The following is a 24,569-nucleotide window of genomic DNA, read 5'->3' on the forward strand; positions in this document are numbered from 1 at the left end:
ATGTTCTACGCACGCTGATCATCCTGTTCTGTTTCCGTTTTGTATAGAAATAAAGATACCACATTTTTCATTTTTGCAGAGATATCCGTTTTATCAATAGTTATCCGTATTATCAGTAAACTTGATAACAGCAGGCATTTTGCTTGTTTTCCGGAATATTGAGCATTGTGGAGATGTGTCTCGCCCAGTAAGGTTAAGACAGCCATCGGTACTGATGATAGCACCAACGAATGATCAGAAGGGAGAATGCTTAATCAACATGCAAGCAAAGCTAGGAGCCGCTACCGGATCTGTGAGAGGGGCGGGAGTGTTCCGCAACATTCGAAAACACAGATACTTGCTTTATATGTTTTTACCGTGTCTGCTTTATTATCTGTTATTCAAGTATGTGCCCATGTTTGGAATTGTCATTTCATTCAAAAGCTATAATCCTTTCATTGGTATTTGGGAAAGCGACTGGGTTGGAGTAAAGTACTATAGCATGTTTTTTGAAAATCCTGACTTTGGTAAACTGCTTCGCAATACGTTTCTACTAGGTTTCTACAAACTGGTTTTCGGATTTCCTGCACCAATCGTTCTGGCACTGCTGCTGAATGAATTAAGCCATATGGTATTCAAACGCTTCGTGCAGACCGTCAGTTATTTGCCGCACTTTATTTCCAATGTCGTAGTCGCCAGTATGGTTGTGATGTTTTTATCACCGTCTGGCGGCATTGTGAACGATGCGATCGCGATGTTAGGATTTGAGCCGATCAATTTTCTGGTTATGCCGGAATATTTCCGCTCCGTATACGTCATGTCGGAAATTTGGCAGCATATAGGCTGGGAGAGCATTTTGTACCTGGCTGCTCTGACTGCAATTGATCCCGTATACTACGAAGCTGCTGAGATTGACGGCGCATCGAGATGGCGAAAGCTATGGCATATTACACTTCCGGGCATTTCATCGACGATCGTGGTTCTTCTTATTTTAAACGTCGGCAAGGTTATCGAGATTGGCTTTGAGAAGGTCTTTTTGCTTTATAACCCCGCCACCTATGAGACAGCCGATATATTAAGCACATTTGTCTACCGTGTCGGGCTTATGCAAGGGAACTTTAGCTATGCGGCCGCGATTGATGTCTTTACCGGCGTAATCAGCATGATTTTCATCCTATCAACGAATTATTTGAGCCGAAAATTATCGCAAACGAGCTTATGGTAAGGAGGGTGAAGAGTGAGAAGCAGGCTTTCTCTTTTTACCGTATTTAACGGAGTTTTGCTGTCAGGCATTGTGTTCATAACGTTGTATCCTTTCTGGTATATGGCGATTATTTCTTTAAGTCAGGATATTTATGTCATGAAAGGACAGGTATTATGGCTTCCCAAGGGTTTCAACCTGGACATGTACAAGTTCGTGCTGAGCGACCCTCGTATACTGACTGGCTACACCAATACCGTTCTCTATACAATAATTGGGACATTGCTATCCTTGATCATTACTTCGCTTGGGGCGTATGCCTTGTCCAAGAGGGAGATGCCTTTCCGCAAGAGTTTTACGCTAATTATTATATTTACGATGTTTTTCAACGGCGGAATGATCCCCACTTTTCTTGTCGTCAAGTCCTACGGTTTGATGGATACACTTTGGGGAATGGTTTTGCCGGCAGCTGTAAGCACATGGAATTTATTGATCATGCGGACATTTTTCAGCGCGATACCAGTGGAACTGGAGGAATCCGGCAAGCTGGAAGGACTGACCGAAGCGGGTGTTTTCTTTAAAATCGTGTTGCCGCTTTCAAAAGCGATATTTGCGACAATCGGACTTTTCTACGCCGTGGCCATGTGGAATAACTTTATGCTGCCGCTCTTGTACTTGCGGGATCCTGATCTGTTCCCTTTGCAAATTGTACTTCGCAATATCGTGCTCGCCGGTCAACTGAATTCATCCGATGCCACCAGCGTCGGTGATGGCGTTATCGTGGAAGAGTCCTTAAAGTATGCAACGATTATGGCGGCTACCGTTCCGATTCTGCTTGTATATCCATTCCTGCAAAAGTATTTTGTGAAAGGTGCTCTCGTAGGAGCGGTTAAGGGATAAGCAGAAGCAATTTTATGACATGGATACATCGCATGCAAAATAATGATGGGGGATATGGATATGAAGATGAAAAAGACTGTATTATTACTGACATTAATGGCGCTTATATTCGGGCTTGTGGCCGGCTGTGGAGGAGAGGAAGAGGACAACGAGCAACAGAACGGGCTTCAAGAAGGGAAAAGCACTGAAGGAATCACGTTAAGCATGTTGGTAGATTCGCACCCAAGCTATCCTTACAACAAGGATTGGCCGGTTTGGAGGCTCATCGAAGAACAGACGGGAGCTTCCTTCGAAGTTCAGACGCCGTCCGGTTCGTTGGACGATACGCTCAATTTGACGATCGCTTCTGGGGAGATGCCGGACATTATGTTCATGTACGGCAAAGCTGTAGCGAATAAATTCGGTCAACAAGGAGCGCTGGCTAATATCCTGGATTACGTTGAGGATATGCCGAATTTCAAACAATGGATGCAGCAGTATCCGGAAATCGTGAAGGCGCAATTGGCGGCGGATGGCAACTTGTACATGTTTCCTAATGAGGGAATGGGCGAGGGGAATCGAATGATTTGGATGTATCGCGAAGATATATTCAGCAAGCATCAATTGCAGGCGCCAGCCACGTTTGATGAGCTATACACCGTACTCAAGCAGTTGAAGGAGTTGTATCCCGACAGTTATCCGCTCAGCTTCCGGTTAGGCAATAATTTGCTGCTTCTTAAACTGCTGTCGGCTCATTTCGACACGAATGAGGGCTTCTATAACGATGGAGGGGAAGTGAAGTTCGGGCCGGGAGAGAATCATTACAAGAGTATGCTGGAGTATTTGCATCTCTTCTACAAAGAAGGGCTTATCCCGCCTGACTGGCTGTCCGTCGATGCGAAGAAATGGCAGGATCTGATGTCTACGGATCGCGCGTTTGTCACCATTGATTACATTGGACGCATTGACTTTTTCAACAACAGCTTGCGTGAAGGCAACCCGGCATTCCATCTGGCATTTATGGCGCCGCCAGTGGGATTGCAAGGGGGAGAACCATTAAATGCTTATATGCATGTTGTCAATTCGGGCCTTACCGTTGCGTCCAATTCCAAGAAGATTAAAGAAGCTATGCGCACCATCGACTTTTATTACAGTGAGAAGGGACGCGAACTGCTCAGCTGGGGCAAGGAGGGAGAGCATTATCAAGTCGTTGACGGGAACAAGCAATTTGTAACCTCATACAAGGACGCGATCGATCAACGCATTCAGACAGGTCTGCTAACGAATGGAACGTATACATGGGTGGATTACAACTCGTCGCTCGTATTGGCATCGGATGAACTGCAAACGGCATACCAGGAAGCGCGGAAGTACGATGCACCGTATCGGAGCATCCCTGATTTCAATCAGCAAGAGCTGGAAATCATTACAACGAAAGGCGCAGCACTGGATAAGTATCGGGATGAGAACGTCATCCAGTTCATTATCGGGAAACAAAGCTTCGCCGACTGGGATAAGTATGTAGAGGGACTCCATAATCTTGGACTGTCCGAACTAACGGCACTGTACAAGAATGCGTACGACCGTTTAGCGGTAACAGGCATGGAATAAGAGGATAAAAGAGATGAAGCTCACAATTTATGTAGATAAAGGGACATTCCCCAGCATTGAAGAGGCTGCTAGCGCTGAGCAAGAGATCAATTGGTGGGATGATGGAGACGCAAGAGCTGTATATTGCACAGAGTGCTTTGCCGCGATGGAGCTTCGGCTCCATCTTCAGCTCGTATGGGGTGAAGAGAGCGATATCCGGTTGGCGCCTATGGATGGAAGCATGCATTCAGGAAGCGGGATTTTTCTGGGAAGCGGCGGCTCCAGTGTCTTTGCGAAGCTGCTTATGGAACAAGGTTTACCCAGTATTCGCGAGGAGATCGCAGCGGACAGGTCAGATGAAGCCTTCCGTATCGACACCTTCTATAGGGAAGGGGAACGTTGCTGGGCATTGTGCGGCAGCGGAAGAACGGGGACGTTATACGCCGCCTATGCTTTTTTGGACACTCTTGGATTTCAGTGGTACGCCCCTGGCAAGCTAGGGACGGTATTCCCGGAAGCGCTGCACCAGCTTCCGGAGCTGTACATGCAAGAGAGTCCGCATTTTCGCACCAGAGGCTGCTATTCCGAATTTATTGATGATCGGCATATGGATTTGTTAGACTGGCTGGGCCGCAATCGGATGAATTATGTTCATTTGTACAAGGTTGCCAATCCGCATGCATGGAAGAAACGAGGCATTGCCATTGGCGGCGGAGGACATGATATTCTTTATCGTTTTATGAACCCGCTGCACTACTTCGATAACCATCCCGATTGGTTCGCTCTCGTGAATGGAGAGAGACAATGCAGGAGGAGTCCTGATGCCGAGAAGGAACAGTTCTTTGCCGGAGACAACCATTGCTTCTCGCATCCGGAAGCGACAGAGGAGCTGGCGCATAACATTGTTCGCGCCCTAGCCGAAGGAGATTTGAGGTATGTCGATGTCTTGAACTTCTGGCCTTTGGATAACGGTAATTGGTGCGGCTGCGAAGCATGTACTGATAGCGGCAACTTGACGAGCAGACTTATCGGGCTTGTTCACCAGCTTAGACAGAAGATTGTCGAGGCGATCAAGGCAGGAGGTTTAAAGCGGAATGTCCGTATTCTCTTCCCTGCGTATCACGAGACGCTTCCTGCGCCAGATCGGCCGCTGCCAGACGGCTTTGATTATGACAATTGTGTAGCCATCTTCTTTCCTATAGAGAGATGTTATGTTCATACGATAGACGACGAGGGCTGCACGGAGACGAACTTGCCCGTACTGCAGCACTATCGGAACTGGACAGAGGGGGAGCAGCGCCATTATAAGGGCGAGCTGTTTATCGGCGAATATTACGGCGTCAGATCATTTGCGGCAATGCCTATTGTCTTGAGAAGGATCATTGCTCATGATATTCCGTTCTATTACAAGACGGGAACGCGGCATTTCTATTACATGCACATGACGAGCGGAAGATGGGGCATGCTGGCGTTGAACAATTATTTGCATGCGGCGCTTCTTTGGGATGCTGCGGCCGACAGCGAGAAGCTGACAGAGGCTTACTTTCAATGTTATTACAAGGAAGTCTCCCCGATTATGAAAGCGTTTTATGCTCTTTTGGAGCGGACATTAAGTAATATCAAGTACATGAAGCATTATCAGAAGAGTTACGGAAGTCCGGAGAAGCATGGATTATGGCTGAAGATGAAAGAGGAGGCCGGCGAGCTGTTTCCGCTTGAGCATATGCAATATCATGGGGCCACGGACACGACTAATGCGGGCATCTCCTTGGTGGATACGGTAAAGGGGATGGAGGAATGCAGAGCCATTCTGGATGAAGCGATCATGTCTGCAGAATCTCCGAATGTCATCGAAAGGCTGATCGAAGACGATATACGATTCCATTATGGACAGACAATGGTAAGGTTCTATTATCACATGACACGCACGACCTTACTGTTGCGAGATCGTAAGGAGTTGCTTGCCCGTTGGGAATTCCGCTATTGCCATTCCTATGCGCAGGAATTGCAGCACACACGGCTGCCGCTGCAGAACTATGATTACAGCCCTTACTACGCCAGCGGTCTGAACGCAACCTGGATGCGCGGACACTATGAATATCTCTATGAGCAATTGAACGAGCAAGGCTGATGAATACTGGAGGTGTCGGTAGATGAAAAGAGTGCTTCTATGGGCAAGTATTTTCATTGGTGTTATGTTCTTTGAAAGTGAGAGCAAAGCGATTCCTGTAATTGACTATGAATACGGCAACGTGCTCTACGGCGAAGGGGGATGGATAACGGGTCTCATCTTTCATCCCGTAGACGACACAATGTATATTCGCACAGATGTGGGCGGCACTTACCGCTTGGATGAATCTTCCATGAGATGGATTGCGCTTAACGATGACCTGCCTTACTCCCTCTGGACCTGGTACAGTGTAGATGGTATTGCTGTAGACCCCGGCAACTCCAACATCGTATATGCGGCGGTTGGCTTGGCGTCCAATGCTCAGAATACGTATCCGAAGGGGACTGTGCTGAAGTCCTTGGATAAAGGGGAGACTTGGTCCAAGCTACCGATTGATCTCTATTTTTCTGGAAATGGCGATTTGCGCTGGGTAGGGGAGCGGATTGTGGTTGATCCGTTCGATTCTAACCGTATATTAGTCGCATCCCGCAAGGAGGGCTTATGGCTATCTGAAGATGCCGGATTGTCCTGGAGCGAGATCGTATTCCCCGGGACGCTCCAGGACGATTATGGCATAACGGCCTTGCTGTTCGACCGCAATCAAGAAGGTGTCGTATATGCAGCTGCTTATGGTGATGGCATATATTGGTCCGCCGACTCCGGCGACAACTGGGTGAAGTTGACGGGTAGCGATAATCCTCATCATCCTGCGCGAATGTCGCTATCCTCTTCCGGAACACTGCACGTGACTACGGAGCAGCATGACAAAGGTGTGCTTAAATTTGAGAACGGCTTATGGACTAATCTAACGCCGGACGCGAATTTGATGAATTATCAGGGACAGCCGGCCGGTTATAACGGCATAAGCGTACACCCTGCCAATCCGCAGCTGATAGTCGTCAGCCCTCACAATATGGGAGGAGTGTTATTCTATTCGGATAACGGCGGGACCGCGTGGAAGAGAATTGACATCGCCAATTCTGAGCTTCAATCGGACATTCCGTGGATGAAGCCTGCTTATTGGGCAACCTCAATCGGTGCACTGGAGTTCGATCCTTACCATGCCAACCGGGTGTGGTTCACGGATTGGCACGGCATATGGATGACGGAGAATATAACGGCATCGACGGTGAGGTGGGAACAGATTCAAGCAGGCCACGAGGAGATGACGACTCGTTCAGTGAGATCTATTCCGCAAGGAACGAGACTTGCCATCGGGGGAGCCGACATGGGCGGAGGCATTAATTATTATGCGGATGAATATCCGGAACGCATTGACTACTTGGGTATGTCGGAAATTTACGATTGGGATTATGCCGAGAGCAATCCTTCCCATGTAGTCATGGTAGGCGGATCCAAATCCGCTGGATCAGGCGCATTTTCCAGTGATGCCGGGACGACCTGGACCAAATTTCCCTCCTTCCCGGCTGTCGGCACATTATCGACGAAGGTAGCTGTATCCGCTACGAATCCTTCGTTATTTCTGGTAACGACAAGCAACTATTCTGTATTTCGCACTGCTGACGGCGGTCATACCTGGACCGAGATATTTGATCTGCCTACGACGGCTAAGGGACCATGGACGTGGTCCCATGTGCTGAAGTCGGATCGGTTGAACGGGAACATCTTCTACTTTATCGATGACAAGACGGGCGATTTCTACCGTAGTACGAACGGCGGCTTGAATTTTACCAAGACGGCGACGCTGCCGCTGCCGAATGATAGACGCTGGATCTATATACAGCCTTCGTTCACCGATGAAGGGGAATTGTGGATCAGTCTTGATGATAAAGGATTGTTCAGATCTACAGATGGTGGTTGTACATTCACACAAGCAGAAGGGGTGAATCGGGCCTTTAATATTGCGCTGGGCAAGCCTTATGTCACGGGCGCAGACCCAACGGTATACATGTACGGTGTTATAGGACAGACAGAAGGGCTATTCCGTTCCATCGATAATGGTCAGTCCTGGCAAGATATTGATTCGGGTGATACGGGCTTCGGCAACAGACCACAGACGATGGATGCCAGCAGACAGGTATTTGGACTGGTGTTCGTAGGAACGACAGGCCGAGGGGTACGGTATGGTAAACTAGCAGGAACCGATATTACTCCGCCCAAAATAACTCTGGATCAAATCGCTACGGCTGTGAATCAACCCTTGCTGCAAATAAGTGGGCAGGTGAATGAGCATGCCTCTGTAACCGTGAATGGAAACTCTGCAACGGTAGATGCCCAGCTGCGGTTCAATGAACAGGTGACGCTTCAGCCTGGTATCAACAGCATAGTAATTGCGGCTGAGGATAGTACAGGCAATACCGTTACCAAGCGAATTGAGGTCACTTACGACACTATGGCGCCAGTCGCGACAGTCCATCAAGCCAATGAGACAGTAAGACAGGCGGAGTATGTCGTGTCGGGGGCGGTGAATGAAGCAGGAATCGTGGAGGTAGCTGGTACGGCTGTGCCGATTGCAGCTGATCTCACATTCCAAACGAAAGTAGTTCTAACGAGCGGCAGCAATTCGATTGTCATCAGGCCGGTTGATGAAGCGGGCAATGAAGGGAATGCGATTGCATTGACCGTGGAGTATGTTCCGATTGACGGCTTTGATTTGATCGTGACGGAAGTGGGCGTGGAGGAAGCGGCATATCGCGAAGGGGATGATGTGCATCTGTACGCCATTGTGAAGAACCAAGGCAACTCGGCCACCCCGCTTGATTATGTCATGGTTCATTTTGTGGAAGGGTACGATGATGCCATTGAACGAACGGGAAGCAGCCACACGCGATGGTATCCCGGCAATGGTAACCAGTCCAGTGCCGCTCTAGGCATTGCATTCTCTAATATGCAGCTGTCTATCGCTCCCGGAGAGAGCGTACGGTTCGTATCGAACGGCACCTACGCCATTCCAACAGGAGGAACTCACTTTAAGCTGCTCGCGATAGCCGATTCGACAAGCAAATATCTTGCGAACGAAGAAGACCGCACGAACAACACATGGTCCAGTATGGTGAGCAGCGCGCTTATTACTGACTTCTTCATTGGCACGCAAGTGGGCGTCTCCGTTGTGGATTCGGTGTATAAGACGGTTGATTTCCAGATGAATATCCATAGTCAGAGCCAGTATGTGAAGCCGACTATTGGTATAATGCCGGGAAGCACAGTAGAGCCGGCCTCTGGCCAATATATCAATATCGACAGTCCGACCGCGTTTACCGTGACAACGGCCAATGGCATACAGCACACATGGACAGCAACGAGAACGGTAACGGTAAATAAGCCGCAGTCCTATTTCGATTTGGAGATTACGGAAGTAGGGGTGGATGCAGCTCAATATGAGCCGGGAGACGCTGTGCGATTCTATGCAATTATCGAAAATAAAGGAAACATCGCCACGCCGCTTCAATATTTAAACGTTCATTTTGTCGTAGGGGGCTCGACGGCTGCAGAAAAAGGGAAGAAGTGGTATCCGGACAACGGTGCTTTATCAAGCACGGCATTGCGTTCGGGCGATGCCAATCCGTATCTGTCCATCCTTCCGGGACCGGAAAACGCCGTTAAAATCTATTCTACAGGAACGTATACCATTCTTGAACGACGTCAGGAGTTCAGTCTTCTCGGCATTGCCGATGCATCTGGCAAGTTCTTCGACGTGGAATACAATCGGCGCAATAATGCGATGTCGACATGGGTAGACGGAGGGCATCAGAATTAAATATCTTCGATTGTGAAGCGGCGGCGGATAGTGGGAGATGGAGAAGAAAATACCTGTGGTTTTAACGATTGGCAAGGGGAATGATTGTCGATTTGTGAGGGAGACCTGCACGCGACCAAATTGCAAATCATTGTTTTGTGAAATAAAGCAAGAAAGCCGATTATCACGCTTATGTAGCGGATAATCGGCTTTCTTTTTTTCTACGAATGACTGGACTTGAATCCGTTTCGGAAACGGTTATATAATTAAACCGTTGAATATTTCAATAGTAAAGTAATCCTGAGGGGACGGCTGGAAACCATGCTGAGGTTATTTCGTTATGCCAGGCAATACCGCGCTTTAATAGCGCTGGTAATGGTACTGATTCTGATGCAGTCGCTTGCGGAACTCTACCTTCCTACCTTGATGGCGGATATCGTCAACATTGGCGTCGTGGAAGGGAAGACCGGCTATATTTGGGAAATGGGCGGGTTAATGCTGGCGGTTACGGTGGTGGGGGCGATTGTGTCCGTGCTGGCAAGTCTTTACGCATCGAAAATATCGTCGGGGTTCGGACGCGATGTGCGAAGCCGGGTATTCTCCCATGTGGAGGAGTTCTCGCTCCATGAATTCGACAAGATCGGGACGGCTTCCCTGATTACGCGAACGACCAATGACATCAATCAGGTGCAGCAGGTACTGATGATGATGCTGCGTCTTATGGTGATGGCTCCGATGATGTGTATCGGCGGCATTATTATGGCGCTGTACAAGGATGCCGAGCTTACGCTGGTGCTGCTGGTTGCGCTGCCGGTGCTGGCGCTGTCGGTCTGGCTTATTGTGCGCAAGGGGATGCCTTATTTCAAGGCAATCCAGAAGAAGCTGGACCGGCTGAATCTTGTATTGCGCGAAGGGCTGACCGGGATTCGGGTTATCCGTTCCTTCAACCGGACGGAGCATGAGAAAGACCGTTTCGTCGATGCCAACCGCGATTTGATGGATACGGCGGTGAAGGTCAATCAGATCATGGCGCTGATGATGCCGTTGATGATGCTGATCATGAACCTGTCGACGATTGCTATCGTCTGGTTTGGCGGTTTGCGTATCGATAACGGCGCGATGCAAGTTGGCGATTTGATGGCTTTTATCCAATATGCAATGCAAATTATGTTTTCGCTGTTGATGTTTTCGATGATGTTTGTAATGGTGCCGCGTGCGTCGGCATCGGCGACAAGGATTAACGAGGTGCTGGATCTTCAGGCAACGGTGAAGGATTCCACGGCGGCCGCTGTGGGCGAGAAGCCTGCCGTGCGCGGCGTCGTGGAATTCGTGGACGTATCGTTCAGCTATCCGGGCGCCGAGAAGCCGGCGCTGGAGGGGATTTCGTTCACGGCGAACCCCGGCGACGTGACGGCGATTATCGGCGGCACCGGCTCGGGCAAGTCGACGCTGATCAATCTGGTTCCGCGCTTCTTCGACGCGGCGGAAGGGGCTGTTCGGTTAGACGGCAAGGATGTGCGGAACTGGACGCAGGAGGAGCTGCGGCAGAACATTGCTTTGGTGCCGCAGAAGGCGGTGTTGTTCTCCGGCACTGTAGCGGATAATATCCGTTACGGCAAAGAAGATGCCACCGACGAGGAGATTCGGCAAGCCGCAGAGACCGCACAGGCGCTTGGTTTCGTGACGGAGATGGCGGAGGGATTTGACTCCATGCTCTCACAAGGCGGAGTGAATGTGTCCGGCGGGCAGAAGCAACGTCTCTCGATCGCCCGGGCGCTGATCCGGCGTCCCAAGGTTTATTTGTTCGACGACAGCTTCTCGGCGCTGGACTATAAGACGGATGCCAAGCTGCGAGCGGCGCTTAAGCCGGAAACGGCCGATGCAACGGTCATCATTGTTGCGCAGCGCGTAAGCACTGTTATGGACGCCGACCGGATTATTGTGCTGGATGAAGGGCAGATTGCGGGTAGCGGCAATCATCGCGAATTGATGGAGAGCTGCGCCGTATATCGCGAGATCGTCGCTTCTCAGCTGTCGGAGGAGGAGATTGCATGAGTGCAAGCAGAGACAGCCGGCAAAATGCAGGTGGAGCAAGGGGCGGCCCGGGCGGTGGTCCGCGGATGGGCTTTGGACCGGGACCCGGCATGGCGGGCATGCCCGGCCAGAAGGCCAAAAATTTCAAAGCGTCGCTCAAGCGGTTGATGGGTTATTTGCGCCCGTTCAGGATGAAGCTGATGCTTGTGGTGCTGGCAGCGATATTGAGCACTGTCTTCTCCATCCTCAGTCCAAAAATATTGGGCAAGGCAACCGACAAGCTGTTCGAAGGCATGATGGCCAAAATCAATGGAATTCCGGATGCTTCAGTCGATTTCCAAGGCATTGCGTTTATACTGGCGCTGCTGTGCGGGTTGTATGTCGTCAGCGCGATATTCGGCTTCTTCCAGCAATACCTGATGGCCGGAGTGGCGCAGAAGGTGGTGTACCGGCTGCGGAATGAAGTGAACGAGAAGCTGGGCAAGCTGCCGCTCAAGTTCTATGATTCGCGCTCGCACGGGGATATATTAAGCCGCGTTGTCAACGATGTGGACAATATAAGCAATACGTTGCAGCAAAGCTTGACGCAGCTTATTACATCAATTGTTACGCTTGTCGGTGTTGTCATCATGATGCTGACGATCAGTCCGCTGCTAACGCTTATTCTGGTGCTGACGCTGCCGCTAAGCTTTGTTGTTATCGGAATGATCGCGAAGCGGTCGCAGCTGTATTTCAAGAGCCAGCAGGCGGAGCTTGGCGAACTGAACGGCCATGTCGAAGAAATGTACACGGGCCATACGATCGTAAAAGCGTTCGGGCGCGAGCGCAAGTCGATTGAGCGATTCGATGAAATTAACGGCAAGCTGTACAACTCCAGCTGGAAAGCACAGTTTATCTCCGGCATCATCATGCCGATGATGAATCTGATCGGCAATATTGGCTATGTGCTGATCTGCGTGGTCGGCGGTGTGCTGGTGACGCAGCAGCGAATCAGCGTTGGCGATATCCAGGCGTTTATCCAATATGCGCGGCAGTTCACGATGCCGATTACGCAGACGGCGAACATTGCCAATATTATTCAGTCGACAATCGCTTCCGCCGAGCGGGTATTCGAACTGCTTGACGAGGAAGAGGAAAGTCCGGAGCCGGCTGCACCCGTTGTGCTGACAGCGCCTCGGGGAGATGTTGCGTTCCGCGATGTCCAGTTCGGCTACAGCACGGATGCTCCGCTGATCGACAATATGAACATTAACGTCGGCAGCGGCCAGACAGTAGCAATCGTTGGACCCACCGGCGCGGGCAAAACAACCCTAGTCAACCTGCTGATGCGCTTCTACGAAGTGAACGGCGGCGCGATTACGGTTGATGGCCGCAATATCCGGGAGATGGAGCGCGGGCAATTGCGCAGCCTGTTCGGCATGGTGCTGCAGGATACGTGGTTGTTCAACGGCACCATCCGCGACAACATCGCCTACGGACGCGCGGGCGCGACGGAGTCCGAAGTGGTGGACGCGGCGGTTGCTGCGCATGCGGATCATTTCATTCGTACCTTGCCGGAAGGTTATGATACGATACTAAACGAAGAGGCTTCCAACATTTCGCAAGGCCAGAAGCAGTTGCTGACGATAGCACGAGCGATCCTGGCCGACCCGGCAATTCTTATTCTGGACGAGGCGACAAGCAGCGTTGACACACGCACCGAGTTGCAAATCCAGGAAGCGATGCAGCGGCTGATGGCGGGCCGCACCAGCTTCGTAATTGCGCATCGTCTGTCGACGATCCGCGATGCCGATCTGATCCTGGTCATGGACAAAGGTTCAGTGATTGAGCAGGGGACGCATGAGGAGCTGCTGGCCAAGGGTGGCTTCTACGCCGATCTGTACAATAGCCAGTTCACCGCCAACACAATGACGGCTGGATAACAGTCGCGCTGCTGTCTGGCTCCGGCGTTTCATAGCCGAATTCCGCTTGGAGCATAATAGCCAGCGCCGGAATTCGGTTTTTTTCGCGCACGGACGAATAAACATTGCCCGTTCCTTCGCGGGCGGTGGTTTGCAAACAACATAAATGAAAGAACCAGGTGCCGCATGATCTGCTGTGCCTGGTTCTTCTGATCGTGATCCTGATGTCTATCTCCGCGTATTAGAGCAAAAGTGGGCTCAAATGAAATGATAGTTGATTTTGCCGTCGTTGTTTTTTGTCGGCTGCTAATCGCTCTTTTTCGCCCAGGTGCAAGAATCGCGGGCAATAAGCTCACCATAGACGGACAGCTTCGCCGGCGCTCCGCCGAATTCGATCTGGCGAATAAGGAAATCTACGGCTTCGAAGCCAAGCTGTTCCCGCTGAACCTGAATGGTTGTGAGCGCCGGCGCAATAAGGGTAGAGGAGGCGATATCGTCGAAGCCAGCAATCGAAATATCCCCAGGCACTGTAAGTCCTCTGGACTGTAGAATCTGAATCATGCTGATGGCGATGACGTCATTGGCACAGAACCAGGCCGTAGGCATGGAGCGAAGCCCGTCAATGTAAGCGGTAAGCTCGTCCTTGCTGCCCAGAAGCACCTCCAGAGGCGAAGGTTGAAGCAAGCAATATTGTTCCTGAATGTCCAAGCCGGCGTCCTTCATGGCATGGCAATAACCGCTCCATCGATCCTTGAAGCTTCGGGTCATCTCAATGGAGCCTATAAAGCCGATATCGCGGTGGCCGTAATCAATGAGATGTCTCACCATCTTGTAAGCTTCCTCTTCATTCGCCGTAACGACCGCATTCAGCTGAAGTGTCTCGTAACAATGATCCACCGTGACAAGCGGCAGTCCAGTCTCCAGCAATCTCCGCACGTAGTCAAGACGGAAGACGCCTACAATGATGATGCCGTGGAACGGCATTTCGTCATACAGCTCCGGCAATGTCCGCCATTCCTCCATCTCGGGTGTTACACCGCAAATCATGGCGTTATAGCCATTCTCCTTCGTTCGCTGTTCAATTGCCCAGAATAACTCGTAATAAAAAATGCGATCATTTTTAATATAAGAGGGGATAAGGATCAACAGATTATTTCTAACCTGTTTATTTTTTTTTGTGAAACGGTAATTTAGTTGGTTGGCGGCTTCCAGCACCTTGGCCCGCAGCTCTTCGCTGACTCCAGGTTTATTGTTAATAGCGAGCGAAACGGCATTTTTGGAAATGCAGAGATGGTCGGCAAGGTCCTGCATGGATGTTTTCCTGGATTTTCCTTTCATAATGGAAACAATCCTTTCATGAATGCTGTACGAAAAAACGTACAAAGTTGACTAGAATGCCAGCAAGTCCGCTACTTTTGAGCGAAAAATCGTACAAAGTTGGCGGATCGAGCGAATGTGCCCGGGGAGTTATACGATAAATCGTAAAAACTCGGCGGTTGCTTTTATTCTAAGAAATGTCATGCCAATAATCAATGTATTTATTACTTTACAAAAATGGTTTGTCAAGTTAAAAACAATTGATTTTGATAATTGACGGGGTTATCGTTTATTACAGGAAGGACACCACAAGCGGAAATGACTTCGCATGTGAATTTATAAAGCTATTGGAGTGACAAAATGCGTAAAGTGAGCTTGACAAATTCAAAATGGCAAGTAAAAGGGTTTTGGCCATGGGTACCTTTGAAGGTGTCGAGCATGGAGATTGGCAGCGAATTGCTTGGCGTAACGGAATGGCTGCCGGCCACAGTGCCAGGGGGAGTGCATGATGATCTATACCGCTCAGGTTGGATCGAGCATCCGTGGTTCGAGCAGAATAGCTTGGCTTGCGAATGGGTGGAAAACAGATGGTGGGTGTATCGGGCAACGATTGATGAGATCCAGCTTGGGGAGAATGAGTCGGCGGAGCTGGTATTCGAAGGTATCGATTATGAAGCTCTGATTTATGTGAATGACCAACTGCTTGGAGAGCACAAAGGCATGTTTCATGAAGCCGTGTTCGATATATCCGGGCGATGCCGAAGCGAAGGCCCGCTGGTTCTGTCAGTTATTGTCAAGCATGCGCCGGATGAGATGGCCCAGATCGGCCGGACATCCGAGACGCATACGCAGAAAAGCAGGTTCAATTACAAATGGGATTTCTCCACGCGGCTGGTCAATATCGGAATATGGGGGGATGTGTATGTAAGGATAGCCGATAGCTGCACACTGGAGGATATTCATGTCATCGCTGAGCCTGCTCCGGATGCCGCTCAAGGCATCGTGCGCGTGTCCGCAGCGATAAGGAATGCGGCAATCAAGGAAGAGGAGACCACAGCAAGATATGAGCGCCTGTCGCTGCATGTTCAAGTTTTTGATCCGGAAGGCAATGAATGCGCTTGCAATCATGTGGACGTCAGCGCTGCGGGTCACACGGAACTGGAGCTGGAGGTTGCGAAGCCCGGACTATGGTTCCCGAACGGTTACGGGGAGCAGCCGCTCTATAAGGTCACCGTTCAGATAAGGGATGGCGAGCGCTGCCTGGATAAGCAATCGCTGCTGACCGGATTCCGTACGCTGCGATACGAGCGCAATGAAGGAAGTCCGCAGGAAGCGTTGCCTTACACCTTCGTTGTCAATGGTGTCAAGGTGTACATTCAGGGCGTGAATCTGACGCCGCTTGATCATCTGTACGGCAATGTGCTTCCGGAGCAATATGCCTACATGGTGGAGATGATGAAGCGCGGCGGCGTAAATATGGTTCGCGTGTGGGGCGGCGGTCTTATCGAGAAGGAAGAGTTCTATGATCTGTGCGACCGCAACGGAATTATGATCTGGCAAGAGTTCATTCAGTCCAGCTCCGGTGTGGACAATATGCCCTCCAAGCAGCCGGAATATCTGCGCTTGCTGAAGCTGTCGGCTGTGTCGGCACTTAAGAGAAAGCGTTCCCATGTGTCGCTAACCGTGTGGAGTGGAGGCAACGAGCTAATGGAGGCGCCTAACAAGCCCTGCACGTATGAAGATGAGAACATAGCGATGCTGAAGGAATTGGTAGAGCGATACGATCCGCAGAGATTGTTCCTCCCGACTTCGGCTTCCGGCCCGGTAGAGTTCATTACGAGAGAGAAAGGGGTTAGCCACGATGTACACGGATTCTGGAAGTATCAAGGAAATCCCGATCATTACTCCCTGTACGGAGATGCCGACCACCTCTTCCATAGCGAGTTCGGAGTAGATGGATTAAGCTCTGCGAAGAGTATCCGCAAATTCGTCGGAGCGGACAACCAGAGTCCGGCTTCGATGAAGGATAATCTGGTATGGCGCCATCACGGAGAATGGTGGGATACGCTGGAGAGGGATGAAGCGCTGTTCGGATCGATGAAGACGCTGGAATCGTTCAGCGATGCCAGCCAATGGATGCAGGCGGAGGGGCTGCGCTTCATATTGGAAGCGAATCGGAGAAGGCAATTCCGGAACAGCGGAAGCATGATCTGGCAATTGAACGAGCCATACCCCAATATATCTTGCACGAGCTTGATCGATTATTACGGCGAAGCGAAGATGGCTTATTACTGGATGCGCCAAGCGTTCCTCCCCGCAGCGGCATCGCTGGATTATCGCAAGCTGGATTATGGGATCGGGGAAGTGCTGGATGCGCCGGTATTCGTGGTCGGCAGAGGAGGTGCGCAGACGGCTGTTCTCGCAGAAGCTTACGGCTCGGACGGGCAATTGAGGTGGTCGAAGACGTTCCATTCCGGCCTGGATGAGGAGGGAAGAAGCCGGCAAGCAGGACGATTGCACCTGCCGATTACGGAAGAGCTTCGAGGCTTGTTCATGATACGGCTGACATTGTCGCAGTCGGGGAACGGCCACGCATCGGACGGCTCGCAGGCCGATTACTTCTTCTCCGCCGGAAGAGACGGCGAAGAGCCTGTCTATGCCGGGGCTGTCAGCCTGAGGGGCGCCGTATTGCAAGTGTCAGGCGTCGGCCGGTGGGAGCCGGAAGAGCCTGCGGAATTAGCCATCAACGCCAGTGGCACAGCGACCCTGGGACTGTCTTCCCTGCGCAGGAGCTACATCGTCGAGAATACTGGTCAAGCACTGGCGCTGCATGTCCGTTGCGAGGAGACGACGAATGGTTACTGGCTGGCGGCAAGCGAGCAATTCTTCACCTTGCTGCCTGGCGAGAGGAAGGAAGTGGAGGTATCGTGCTTCCGCAAGAAGTGTGGCGGATTGCTAGCCGAAGATAAGTCGGCTGCGTCGCTTCCTCCGGACCTGATCTTTCGTTGCTTTGGCCAAGACACTGACGGATATGAAGAGCGAGAGAGACATTCCATTAACGAGAAAGAGGGGGCGAAAGTTCATGTATAATGCAGCTTTGCGGCATGTGGCAGAACGTACGGCCCGCAATGTAGAGTTATTTCGGGATCAATTCCCGCATATCGGAGAGAACAGCTCGTACAGGCTGTTTCCGAATACGACATGGACGAACGGATTTTGGACAGGGCTTCTCTGGCTCTGCCATAAGTATACCGGAGACCGGCTCTTCGCCGAGCAGGCGCAGCGCTTGCTGCCAAGCTTCGAGGAGCGTCTGGCGGCCGGGACGAACATTGACCATGACGTCGGATTCCTGTTCATTCTGTCGGCGAAGGCGCAGTGGCTGGAACAGGGGGATGAAGGAGCCAGAGCACTGGCTCTTCGTGCGGCGGATGCGCTGGCGGACCGCTGGCGTCCCGAGGGAGGCTACATTCAGGCTTGGGGCGATAAGCAAGATGCAGTTAACGGCGGCCGGATTATTATGGACTGCTTGCTGAATTTGCCTCTGCTCTACTGGGCCGCCGAGGAGACGGGAGATACCCGGTATTCCGCCATAGCGGAGAAGCATGCGGAGAAGTCGCGCCGCTTCCTGATTCGGGGAGATGATTCCTCTTACCATACATTTCTATTCGATCCCGCTACAGGCTATCCCATAGGAGGCACAACCCATCAAGGACTGCACAACGGCTCGACCTGGTCGCGCGGGCAATCCTGGGGCGTCTACGGCTTCGCCTTGTCTTACCGTTATACGAAGCAAGCGCCGTTCCTGGACACGGCGATTCGTATGGCCAATCACTTCATCGGGCAATTGCCGGAGGATGGCGTCGCCTACTGGGATTTCTCCGCCGATCATGGATCGGAAGTGCCAAGGGACAGCTCTGCTACGGCTATCTGTCTATGCGGTCTGCTTGAGATTATGGAGCATCTCGACGAACAGTCCGAGGACTATCGCTTGCTGTCGGATGCCGCTGCCAGAATGATGGGGGCGCTCGTACGCATATCCACCATGCACGAACCGGAAGCGCAAGGGCTTCTGAAGCACGGCGCTTACCATGTGGGCGCCAATAATGTACCTGACGGATATCTCATATTTGGAGACTACTATTATGCGGAAGCGCTTATGAGGTTCGGCCGTATGTCCGGAAGTTATTGGTAATCCGATACGTACCGGCATTATTTATACACATATAGAAGGGGAGGCTGTTATCGAATGAAGAAGAAAACAGGATTTATCATGCTCATCGCTCTCTTGCTGGCGGCTATCGTTGCAGGATGTTCTTCACAGTCGAACGGGAACAAGCAAGGCGGTCATACGGAGGGGAACAAGGAGCAAGGACAGGAAGCCAATCAGACCAAGCCGGGCAGTGAAGTCGAGATCGAATTTGTTCACTATCAAACCGGCCAGCAAGACGCTATCGAAGAACTGCTGCAACGGTATTATGAAGAGACCGGCGTTCGCGTTACACAGACGCTGATCGATGCCAAGACCAATCAGCAGTATCTGATTACGAGAGCGCAGGAAGGGAAGTTCCCTGATATCTACGGCGGATCGCTGGGCGGCGAGGTACTGGCCAATCTGGTGATGGCGGATCTTGTAGAGGATCTGACTCCGGAATGGGAAGAGTGGGGCTACGACGTACTGGGCGAGAATAAAAGCTTCAAAGGATATTTGGCGCCAGACAACGAGTGGGGAGCGGCGTCGGGAAAATATTCGATCCCGTATGTCGTTGCCACTTCGGGTTACTTCTACAACATGAGCATGCTGAATGAGGTCGGCTTCCAGCAGCCCCCGGTGACCTGGAACGAGTTCCTGGAGCTTAACGAGAAGCTGAAGCAGGGGGGCATCTCGCCCGTCGCTTACGATCTGGGGGATAATTGGGGCACGCTGAACCAGGTTATATTCCCGCTGGCCACGAACATATTCGGAGGCGAGGAAGCGGTCATCGAAGCGGTGCTTGGCGATAACGGAATGAGCGATCCGCGCTGGATAGAAGTGTTCGGCACAATCGACGGTCTGCGCGAGCAGGGCTATCTTGCCGAGGGAACGGTCGTCTTGACTATGCCGGATGTGGAGAAGAAGTTCGTGAACGGGGAAGTGGCGGTGATATCGAACGGCTCCTGGTTCGTGCCCATGCTGAAGCAGGATGCGCCGGATCTCGATTGGGCTGTAGCTGCTCCGCCCAAAGTGATGGATAGCGAAGAGGTCAATATCGATGGGGGCGTATCCATCAGCCTGAGCGTTGCGAAGTCAAGCGAGTTCAAGGAGGAGAGCAAAGTGTTCATCCGGTGGTTCACGGACGATGCGCAGCAGATCCATCTGGCTGAGAAGTCGGGCGTGCTCCCGGCCAACAGTCAGGCTATGGACAAGGCCAGCCTGGATGAGAACGTGAAGATCCTTGCCGGACTTGGTGAGAATCTGACGAAGCGGCGCATGCATGAGATTGTGACCGAGGCCAAAATTTATGAAGAGTTCTGGAAGGGTGTCCAGATGCTGGTGGGAGGCAAGACGACGCCGGAAGGGCTTCAGCAATCGTTGATGGAGAGCTTGGCCAATAAGAAGTAAGCCTGCTGTTGCTTCGCGCGAGGAAAGGGGAATAACATGAAAGCTGCGTCTCGCTGGAAGGACTATCTCACGAGTTACTTGTTCGTCATTCCCGGTCTGATCTTGTTCGCTATGTTCTATGTGTATCCGTTCTATCAGAGCTACCGGCTCAGCTTCTTCAAGTGGAGCGGCTATACGCCGATGGCCAAGGCAAGCTTCGCCGGGCTGGACAATTATCGGAGGGCGCTGGAGGATACGGTATTCTGGGACTCCGTGCTCCGCGTTCTGAAGACTTCTACGGGCATCATCTTGCTTGAAGTGCCGATAGCGCTGCTATTGGCACTGCTCGTGAGCCGATTGGCAAGAGGAGGCCTGTACCGGACAATCTTCTTTATCCCGACCATTCTGTCGCCGATTATTGTCGGTCTGATCTGGAAGTGGATGTACGAGCCGAAGTTCGGGATTATTAATCAATTGCTTGAGACGATCGGACTGTCGTCATGGACGCATGCTTGGCTGGCTGAGAGCGAGACGGCTATGGGCGCTGTCGCCGCCACGTTCATCTGGGAGACCTTCGGTACGTACTTCCTGCTGTTCCTTGTCGGCCTGACCGGCATCGACCGGCAGCTGTACGAGGCCGCAAGCATGGAAGGGGCAAGCGGCATGCAGTCGTTCCGCTATGTGACGCTTCCTCTGCTCATTCCGACGATGATCCTCGTATCCATCTTGCTTGTGCTGGGATCGATGCAAATATTCGGCCAGGTGGTCATTATGACGAACGGCGGCCCGGGTTATGCGACAGAAGTTCCGGCGATGCGGATACTGAAGGAAGCGTTCGATAACGTCAATATGAGCTACTCTACTACGTTATCGGTTTTGTTCGGCTTTATGCTGGTGGTGGTATCTTTCATCCAGTTGTTCATTTCAAGAAGATACGGAGCCAAATTATATGATTAACAGTAAACGATTGCAGATGACCGTCACACATGCTTTTTTGATTGTGGTATCGATTAGCTGTCTCTATCCGTTTTTCTGGATCATTGCGAATACGTTCAAGCCCAATGCGGAAATTTTAAAAAATGAAAATTTGCTCGCAACGCTGATTCCGAACGAGCCGTCGCTAGCCAATTATGCGGATGTGCTGTTCAAATACGATTTCCATATTTACGTAACGAACAGCTTTATCTACACTGTTACTTCCGTTACGATCGGCATCGCGCTTGGCGTCTTAATCTCATACGTCGTGTCCTTCTATCGATTTCCGTTCAAGAACGTCATCTATATCGCGATCATCATTACGATGATGGTGCCCATGCCGGGCATCTTCATACCGAAGTATATCGTGATATCGGAGCTCGGGCTGTTGAATAGCCGGCTGGGGCTTATCCTGCCCTTCGCCACGACATTAATACCGTTAACGATGTTCATTGTAAAAAACTTCATGGACTCTATCCCGAAAGAAATGATGGAAGCCGCGACGATAGACGGCTGCAACAAATGGAGCAAGCTGTGGCTGATCGTTGTCCCGCTGACTCGTCCCGCAATCGCGACGGTAGCGATCTTCCATGTGCGCGCGATCTGGAACGAGTGGCTGCTGCCATCCTTGACGATTACCGACAAGGAGCTTCATCCCATTCAATCGGGACTGATGAAATTTCAGGGAGAGCATTTCATCGATTACTCCTTGACCATGACGGGGCTTGTCGTCTCCATGCTGCCGCTGCTCATTATGTTCTTCTTGCTTCAGAAGCATATCATTAACGGCATATCCAGCGGGGCGTTAAAGGGATAGCAGGCTATTCGAAAGGAATTCGGGGAAAAGGAGTGGCGAAGATGCTTATTGCCGGATATGGCGACAGTATTACGGCGGGAGTGCATATGAATCGCGGGGAAGGGTATATCGAGCAGTTGGCCTGCCTGCTGGGCGGTACGTCGGTGAATGCCGGCGTGCCGGGGCAGACGACGAAGGACGCATGGCCGAGGCTGGAGAGGGATGTGCTGAGCCGGAAGCCGGATATATGCGTCGTGCAATTCGGCATGAACGATCATGTGGCTGTCGCTCGCGGACAATCCAGAGTCGCATTGCCCCTGTTCCGTGACAATCTGATCCGAATCGTGACGGAGCTGAAGAAACGGCAAATACGTGCTCTGCTATGCACGATACATCCTATCATCGAAGGGGATGACGAAGCTTATTATTACGCACGCCATCCCCGCGAATGGTACGCCCCTTCGGGAGCGGGAAGCTGGATCGAACGCTATAGCGAGGCTATACGCCAAGCGGCGGCGGAGTGCGGATGTGCGCTGGCCGATGTGGAGCGGCATTGGATGGAGCAATTGGGAAGGGGCGTTCTACTGGGCGAGCTGCTTCGGACGAAGGAGAACAGCGGAGATGACGACGGAGTCCATCCGACTCCGCTCGGCCACCGATTGTATGCGGAGTGCATGGTCAGCCAGTTGATCGATTGATGGCCATTATGATTAGCAGAAGGAGGATGACAGCGATGAATCGGAATGACCGGAGCGAAATCGCCATTATCGGCGGAGGAGTCGGCGGCTGCGCAGCGGCCATGGCGGCATGCCGGGCAGGCAAGAGGGTCGTCATGACGGAGGAGACAGATTGGATAGGAGGGCAGCTGACGAGCCAGGCGGTACCGCCCGACGAGCATCCCTGGATTGAACAGTTCGGCTGTACGGGAAGCTATCGCCAATACCGCAATGCCGTAAGGGATTACTATCGGCGTTATATGCCGCTGACGCCGGAAGCGCGTGCGAAGGAGCGGCTGAATCCCGGCAATGGCGTCGTCAGCCGCTTGTGCCATGAGCCGAGAACGGCGCTGGCGGTGCTGGAGCAGATGCTGGCGCCATATGTGCATACCGGCCAGTTGGTTATTATGACACACTATAAGCCTGTCGAAGCGGATGTGGATGGCGACCGCATCGTATCCGTTACGGTGGAGCATGTGTTGACGGGAAGCAGACATATGCTGGAAGCGCCGTATATTCTGGATGCTACGGAATCCGGCGACTTGCTACCGCTGGCGGGCGTCGAATATGTGACGGGCATGGAGTCCCGGGCGCAGACGGGCGAACCGCATGCGCTGCCCGGAGAGCCGGACCCGATGGGCATGCAGGCTCTGACTCACACGTATGCGATTCAATATTTCGAGGGCGAGGACCATACGATTGAGAAGCCGGAACAATATGAGTTCTGGAGAGCTTATCGCAACGACGAATTTTGGACAGGGCCTCTCTTCAGTTGGATCGTCCCGCATTTCATCACGCTGGAGCCGGTTGTCTATCCGTTCTTCGACGAGCCGGGCGGATTGACTTCGCGATGGGCATACCGTCGTATTGTGGACAAGTCGAATTTCTTGCCGGGTACGTATCGGAGCGATATCGTATCGGTGAATTGGCCGCAGAATGATTACTGGCTCGGGTCCATCATCGATGTAAGCGAGGAGGAGAGGCGGAAGCATCTGCACAATGCGAAGCAACTGAGCTTATCGCTGCTGTATTGGATGCAGACGGAAGCGCCCCGTCCGGACGGAGGCCGCGGTTATCCCGGCATTCGTCTGTGCAAGGAGGCGCTAGGTACGGAGGACGGTCTTGCGAAGGCGCCTTATATTCGCGAATCCAGAAGAATTAAGGCGGAGTTCACCGTGCTGGAGCAGCATATTAGCGCCGAGATCAGAGGCGATCAAGGGGCGGAGCAGTTCGAGGACACGGTCGGAGTAGGCGCATACCGAATCGACCTGCATCCGCGACTGGGCGGCCGGGGTTATCTGGACATGTCGTCTTATCCCTTCCAGATTCCGCTCGGCAGCCTTATACCGGTGAGGATGAACAATCTGATTCCGGCTTGCAAAAATATAGGCGTGACGCATATTTCGAACGGCTGCTACCGCTTGCATCCCGTCGAATGGAACATCGGCGAAGCTGCGGGAGCCTTGGCGGCTTACTGCCTGGACCGCGAAGCGCAGCCGAGGGAGGTGCGCCATAACCGCGAATTGCTGAAGGGGCTGCAGGAGAGGCTGGAGCAGGACGGTGTAGAGCTGCATTGGCCAAGCGTCAAGGCGCTGTAACGGCTTTGGCAGGGGAATGCGTTCATAACAGGTCGGCAATGCCGGAGCTATGGACGCATCCTGCCCGCTGGTGCAATGGGAAAAGGGCCTCGATCTCGATAGAGGTTTTCCTTTTCCCACAAAATGTAAGCGCTTTAT

At 51.9% G+C, this 24,569-nt stretch carries 15 protein-coding genes; 14 read left to right on the top strand and 1 reads right to left on the bottom strand.

Translation table 11 applies throughout. The features are described 5' to 3' along the window. The first annotated feature begins 259 nt into the window (after positions 1–259). The 7 genes from ACFQ2I_RS01665 to ACFQ2I_RS01695 all read left to right on the top strand — a co-directional run bounded on the left by ACFQ2I_RS01665 (position 260) and on the right by ACFQ2I_RS01695 (position 13,472). On the top strand, positions 260–1,204 hold the full coding sequence (locus tag ACFQ2I_RS01665; protein WP_377561732.1) for an ABC transporter permease: 945 nt from the start codon (positions 260–262) through the stop codon (positions 1,202–1,204). 12 nt (positions 1,205–1,216) lie between these two features. After that, complete coding sequence (locus ACFQ2I_RS01670) at positions 1,217–2,080, top strand: carbohydrate ABC transporter permease (RefSeq protein WP_377561734.1); 864 nt, start codon at positions 1,217–1,219, stop codon at positions 2,078–2,080. A gap of 60 nt (positions 2,081–2,140) precedes the next feature. Further along, entirely contained in the window at positions 2,141–3,670 is a 1,530-nt protein-coding gene (locus tag ACFQ2I_RS01675; RefSeq protein WP_377561735.1) for an extracellular solute-binding protein, read from the top strand. Between the two features lie 13 nt (positions 3,671–3,683). Further along, a complete protein-coding gene (locus tag ACFQ2I_RS01680; protein ID WP_377561737.1) occupies positions 3,684–5,780 on the top strand; it encodes a DUF4838 domain-containing protein in 2,097 nt (698 codons plus the stop codon). Positions 5,781–5,802: 22 nt separating this feature from the next. Next, on the top strand, positions 5,803–9,537 hold the full coding sequence (locus ACFQ2I_RS01685; RefSeq protein WP_377561738.1) for a hypothetical protein: 3,735 nt from the start codon (positions 5,803–5,805) through the stop codon (positions 9,535–9,537). A 300-nt stretch (positions 9,538–9,837) separates the two neighbouring features. Beyond that, positions 9,838–11,571, top strand: a complete 1,734-nt coding sequence (locus tag ACFQ2I_RS01690) for an ABC transporter ATP-binding protein (RefSeq protein ID WP_377561739.1) — start codon at positions 9,838–9,840, stop codon at positions 11,569–11,571. Beyond that, a complete protein-coding gene (locus ACFQ2I_RS01695; protein WP_377561740.1) occupies positions 11,568–13,472 on the top strand; it encodes an ABC transporter ATP-binding protein in 1,905 nt (634 codons plus the stop codon). The genes ACFQ2I_RS01690 and ACFQ2I_RS01695 overlap by 4 nt, the downstream gene beginning before the upstream one ends. Positions 13,473–13,757: 285 nt before the next feature. On the opposite strand, the gene ACFQ2I_RS01700 is transcribed toward ACFQ2I_RS01695, so the two are convergent. Further along, complete coding sequence (locus ACFQ2I_RS01700) at positions 13,758–14,789, bottom strand: LacI family DNA-binding transcriptional regulator (RefSeq protein WP_377561742.1); 1,032 nt, start codon at positions 14,787–14,789, stop codon at positions 13,758–13,760. Positions 14,790–15,206: 417 nt separating this feature from the next. Here ACFQ2I_RS01700 and ACFQ2I_RS01705 point away from each other — a divergent pair, with 417 nt between their 5' ends. From ACFQ2I_RS01705 to ACFQ2I_RS01735, 7 genes are read left to right on the top strand one after another with little or no spacing between them, the layout of a single operon-like run. Beyond that, complete coding sequence (locus tag ACFQ2I_RS01705) at positions 15,207–17,858, top strand: glycoside hydrolase family 2 protein (protein WP_377561743.1); 2,652 nt, start codon at positions 15,207–15,209, stop codon at positions 17,856–17,858. Further along, positions 17,851–18,960, top strand: a complete 1,110-nt coding sequence (locus tag ACFQ2I_RS01710; RefSeq protein WP_377561744.1) for a glycoside hydrolase family 88 protein — start codon at positions 17,851–17,853, stop codon at positions 18,958–18,960. The genes ACFQ2I_RS01705 and ACFQ2I_RS01710 overlap by 8 nt, the downstream gene beginning before the upstream one ends. Before the next feature lie 54 nt (positions 18,961–19,014). Beyond that, positions 19,015–20,367 (top strand): ABC transporter substrate-binding protein, encoded by a 1,353-nt coding sequence (locus ACFQ2I_RS01715; RefSeq protein WP_377561745.1) that lies wholly within the window; start codon positions 19,015–19,017, stop codon positions 20,365–20,367. A gap of 36 nt (positions 20,368–20,403) precedes the next feature. Then, positions 20,404–21,303 carry a carbohydrate ABC transporter permease gene (locus tag ACFQ2I_RS01720; protein WP_262679132.1) on the top strand — a complete coding sequence of 300 codons (900 nt, stop codon included), beginning with the start codon at positions 20,404–20,406 and terminating at the stop codon, positions 21,301–21,303. After that, positions 21,296–22,138 (top strand): carbohydrate ABC transporter permease, encoded by an 843-nt coding sequence (locus tag ACFQ2I_RS01725; protein WP_262679131.1) that lies wholly within the window; start codon positions 21,296–21,298, stop codon positions 22,136–22,138. Before ACFQ2I_RS01720 ends, ACFQ2I_RS01725 begins: the two co-directional genes overlap by 8 nt. A 41-nt stretch (positions 22,139–22,179) precedes the next feature. After that, positions 22,180–22,815 carry an SGNH/GDSL hydrolase family protein gene (locus ACFQ2I_RS01730; RefSeq protein ID WP_377561746.1) on the top strand — a complete coding sequence of 212 codons (636 nt, stop codon included), beginning with the start codon at positions 22,180–22,182 and terminating at the stop codon, positions 22,813–22,815. A gap of 35 nt (positions 22,816–22,850) precedes the next feature. Beyond that, on the top strand, positions 22,851–24,431 hold the full coding sequence (locus ACFQ2I_RS01735) for an FAD-dependent oxidoreductase (protein ID WP_377561747.1): 1,581 nt from the start codon (positions 22,851–22,853) through the stop codon (positions 24,429–24,431). Positions 24,432–24,569 lie beyond the last annotated feature (138 nt).

Origin of the sequence: Paenibacillus chungangensis, from assembly GCF_042675905.1 — a bacterium.
Lineage (GTDB): Bacteria > Bacillota > Bacilli > Paenibacillales > Paenibacillaceae > Pristimantibacillus > Pristimantibacillus chungangensis.

Bases quoted from the DNA above. Each gene is read 5' to 3' on its own strand.
- ACFQ2I_RS01665 (WP_377561732.1), top strand. From the start codon at position 260: ATGCAAGCAAAGCTAGGAGCCGCTACCGGATCTGTGAGAGGGGCGGGA.
- ACFQ2I_RS01675 (WP_377561735.1), top strand. From the start codon at position 2,141: ATGAAGATGAAAAAGACTGTATTATTACTGACATTAATGGCGCTTATA.
- ACFQ2I_RS01680 (WP_377561737.1), top strand. From the start codon at position 3,684: ATGAAGCTCACAATTTATGTAGATAAAGGGACATTCCCCAGCATTGAA.
- ACFQ2I_RS01685 (WP_377561738.1), top strand. From the start codon at position 5,803: ATGAAAAGAGTGCTTCTATGGGCAAGTATTTTCATTGGTGTTATGTTC.
- ACFQ2I_RS01690 (WP_377561739.1), top strand. From the start codon at position 9,838: ATGCTGAGGTTATTTCGTTATGCCAGGCAATACCGCGCTTTAATAGCG.
- ACFQ2I_RS01695 (WP_377561740.1), top strand. From the start codon at position 11,568: ATGAGTGCAAGCAGAGACAGCCGGCAAAATGCAGGTGGAGCAAGGGGC.
- ACFQ2I_RS01700 (WP_377561742.1), bottom strand. From the start codon at position 14,789: ATGAAAGGAAAATCCAGGAAAACATCCATGCAGGACCTTGCCGACCAT.
- ACFQ2I_RS01705 (WP_377561743.1), top strand. From the start codon at position 15,207: ATGGAGATTGGCAGCGAATTGCTTGGCGTAACGGAATGGCTGCCGGCC.
- ACFQ2I_RS01710 (WP_377561744.1), top strand. From the start codon at position 17,851: ATGTATAATGCAGCTTTGCGGCATGTGGCAGAACGTACGGCCCGCAAT.
- ACFQ2I_RS01715 (WP_377561745.1), top strand. From the start codon at position 19,015: ATGAAGAAGAAAACAGGATTTATCATGCTCATCGCTCTCTTGCTGGCG.
- ACFQ2I_RS01720 (WP_262679132.1), top strand. From the start codon at position 20,404: ATGAAAGCTGCGTCTCGCTGGAAGGACTATCTCACGAGTTACTTGTTC.
- ACFQ2I_RS01725 (WP_262679131.1), top strand. From the start codon at position 21,296: ATGATTAACAGTAAACGATTGCAGATGACCGTCACACATGCTTTTTTG.
- ACFQ2I_RS01730 (WP_377561746.1), top strand. From the start codon at position 22,180: ATGCTTATTGCCGGATATGGCGACAGTATTACGGCGGGAGTGCATATG.
- ACFQ2I_RS01735 (WP_377561747.1), top strand. From the start codon at position 22,851: ATGAATCGGAATGACCGGAGCGAAATCGCCATTATCGGCGGAGGAGTC.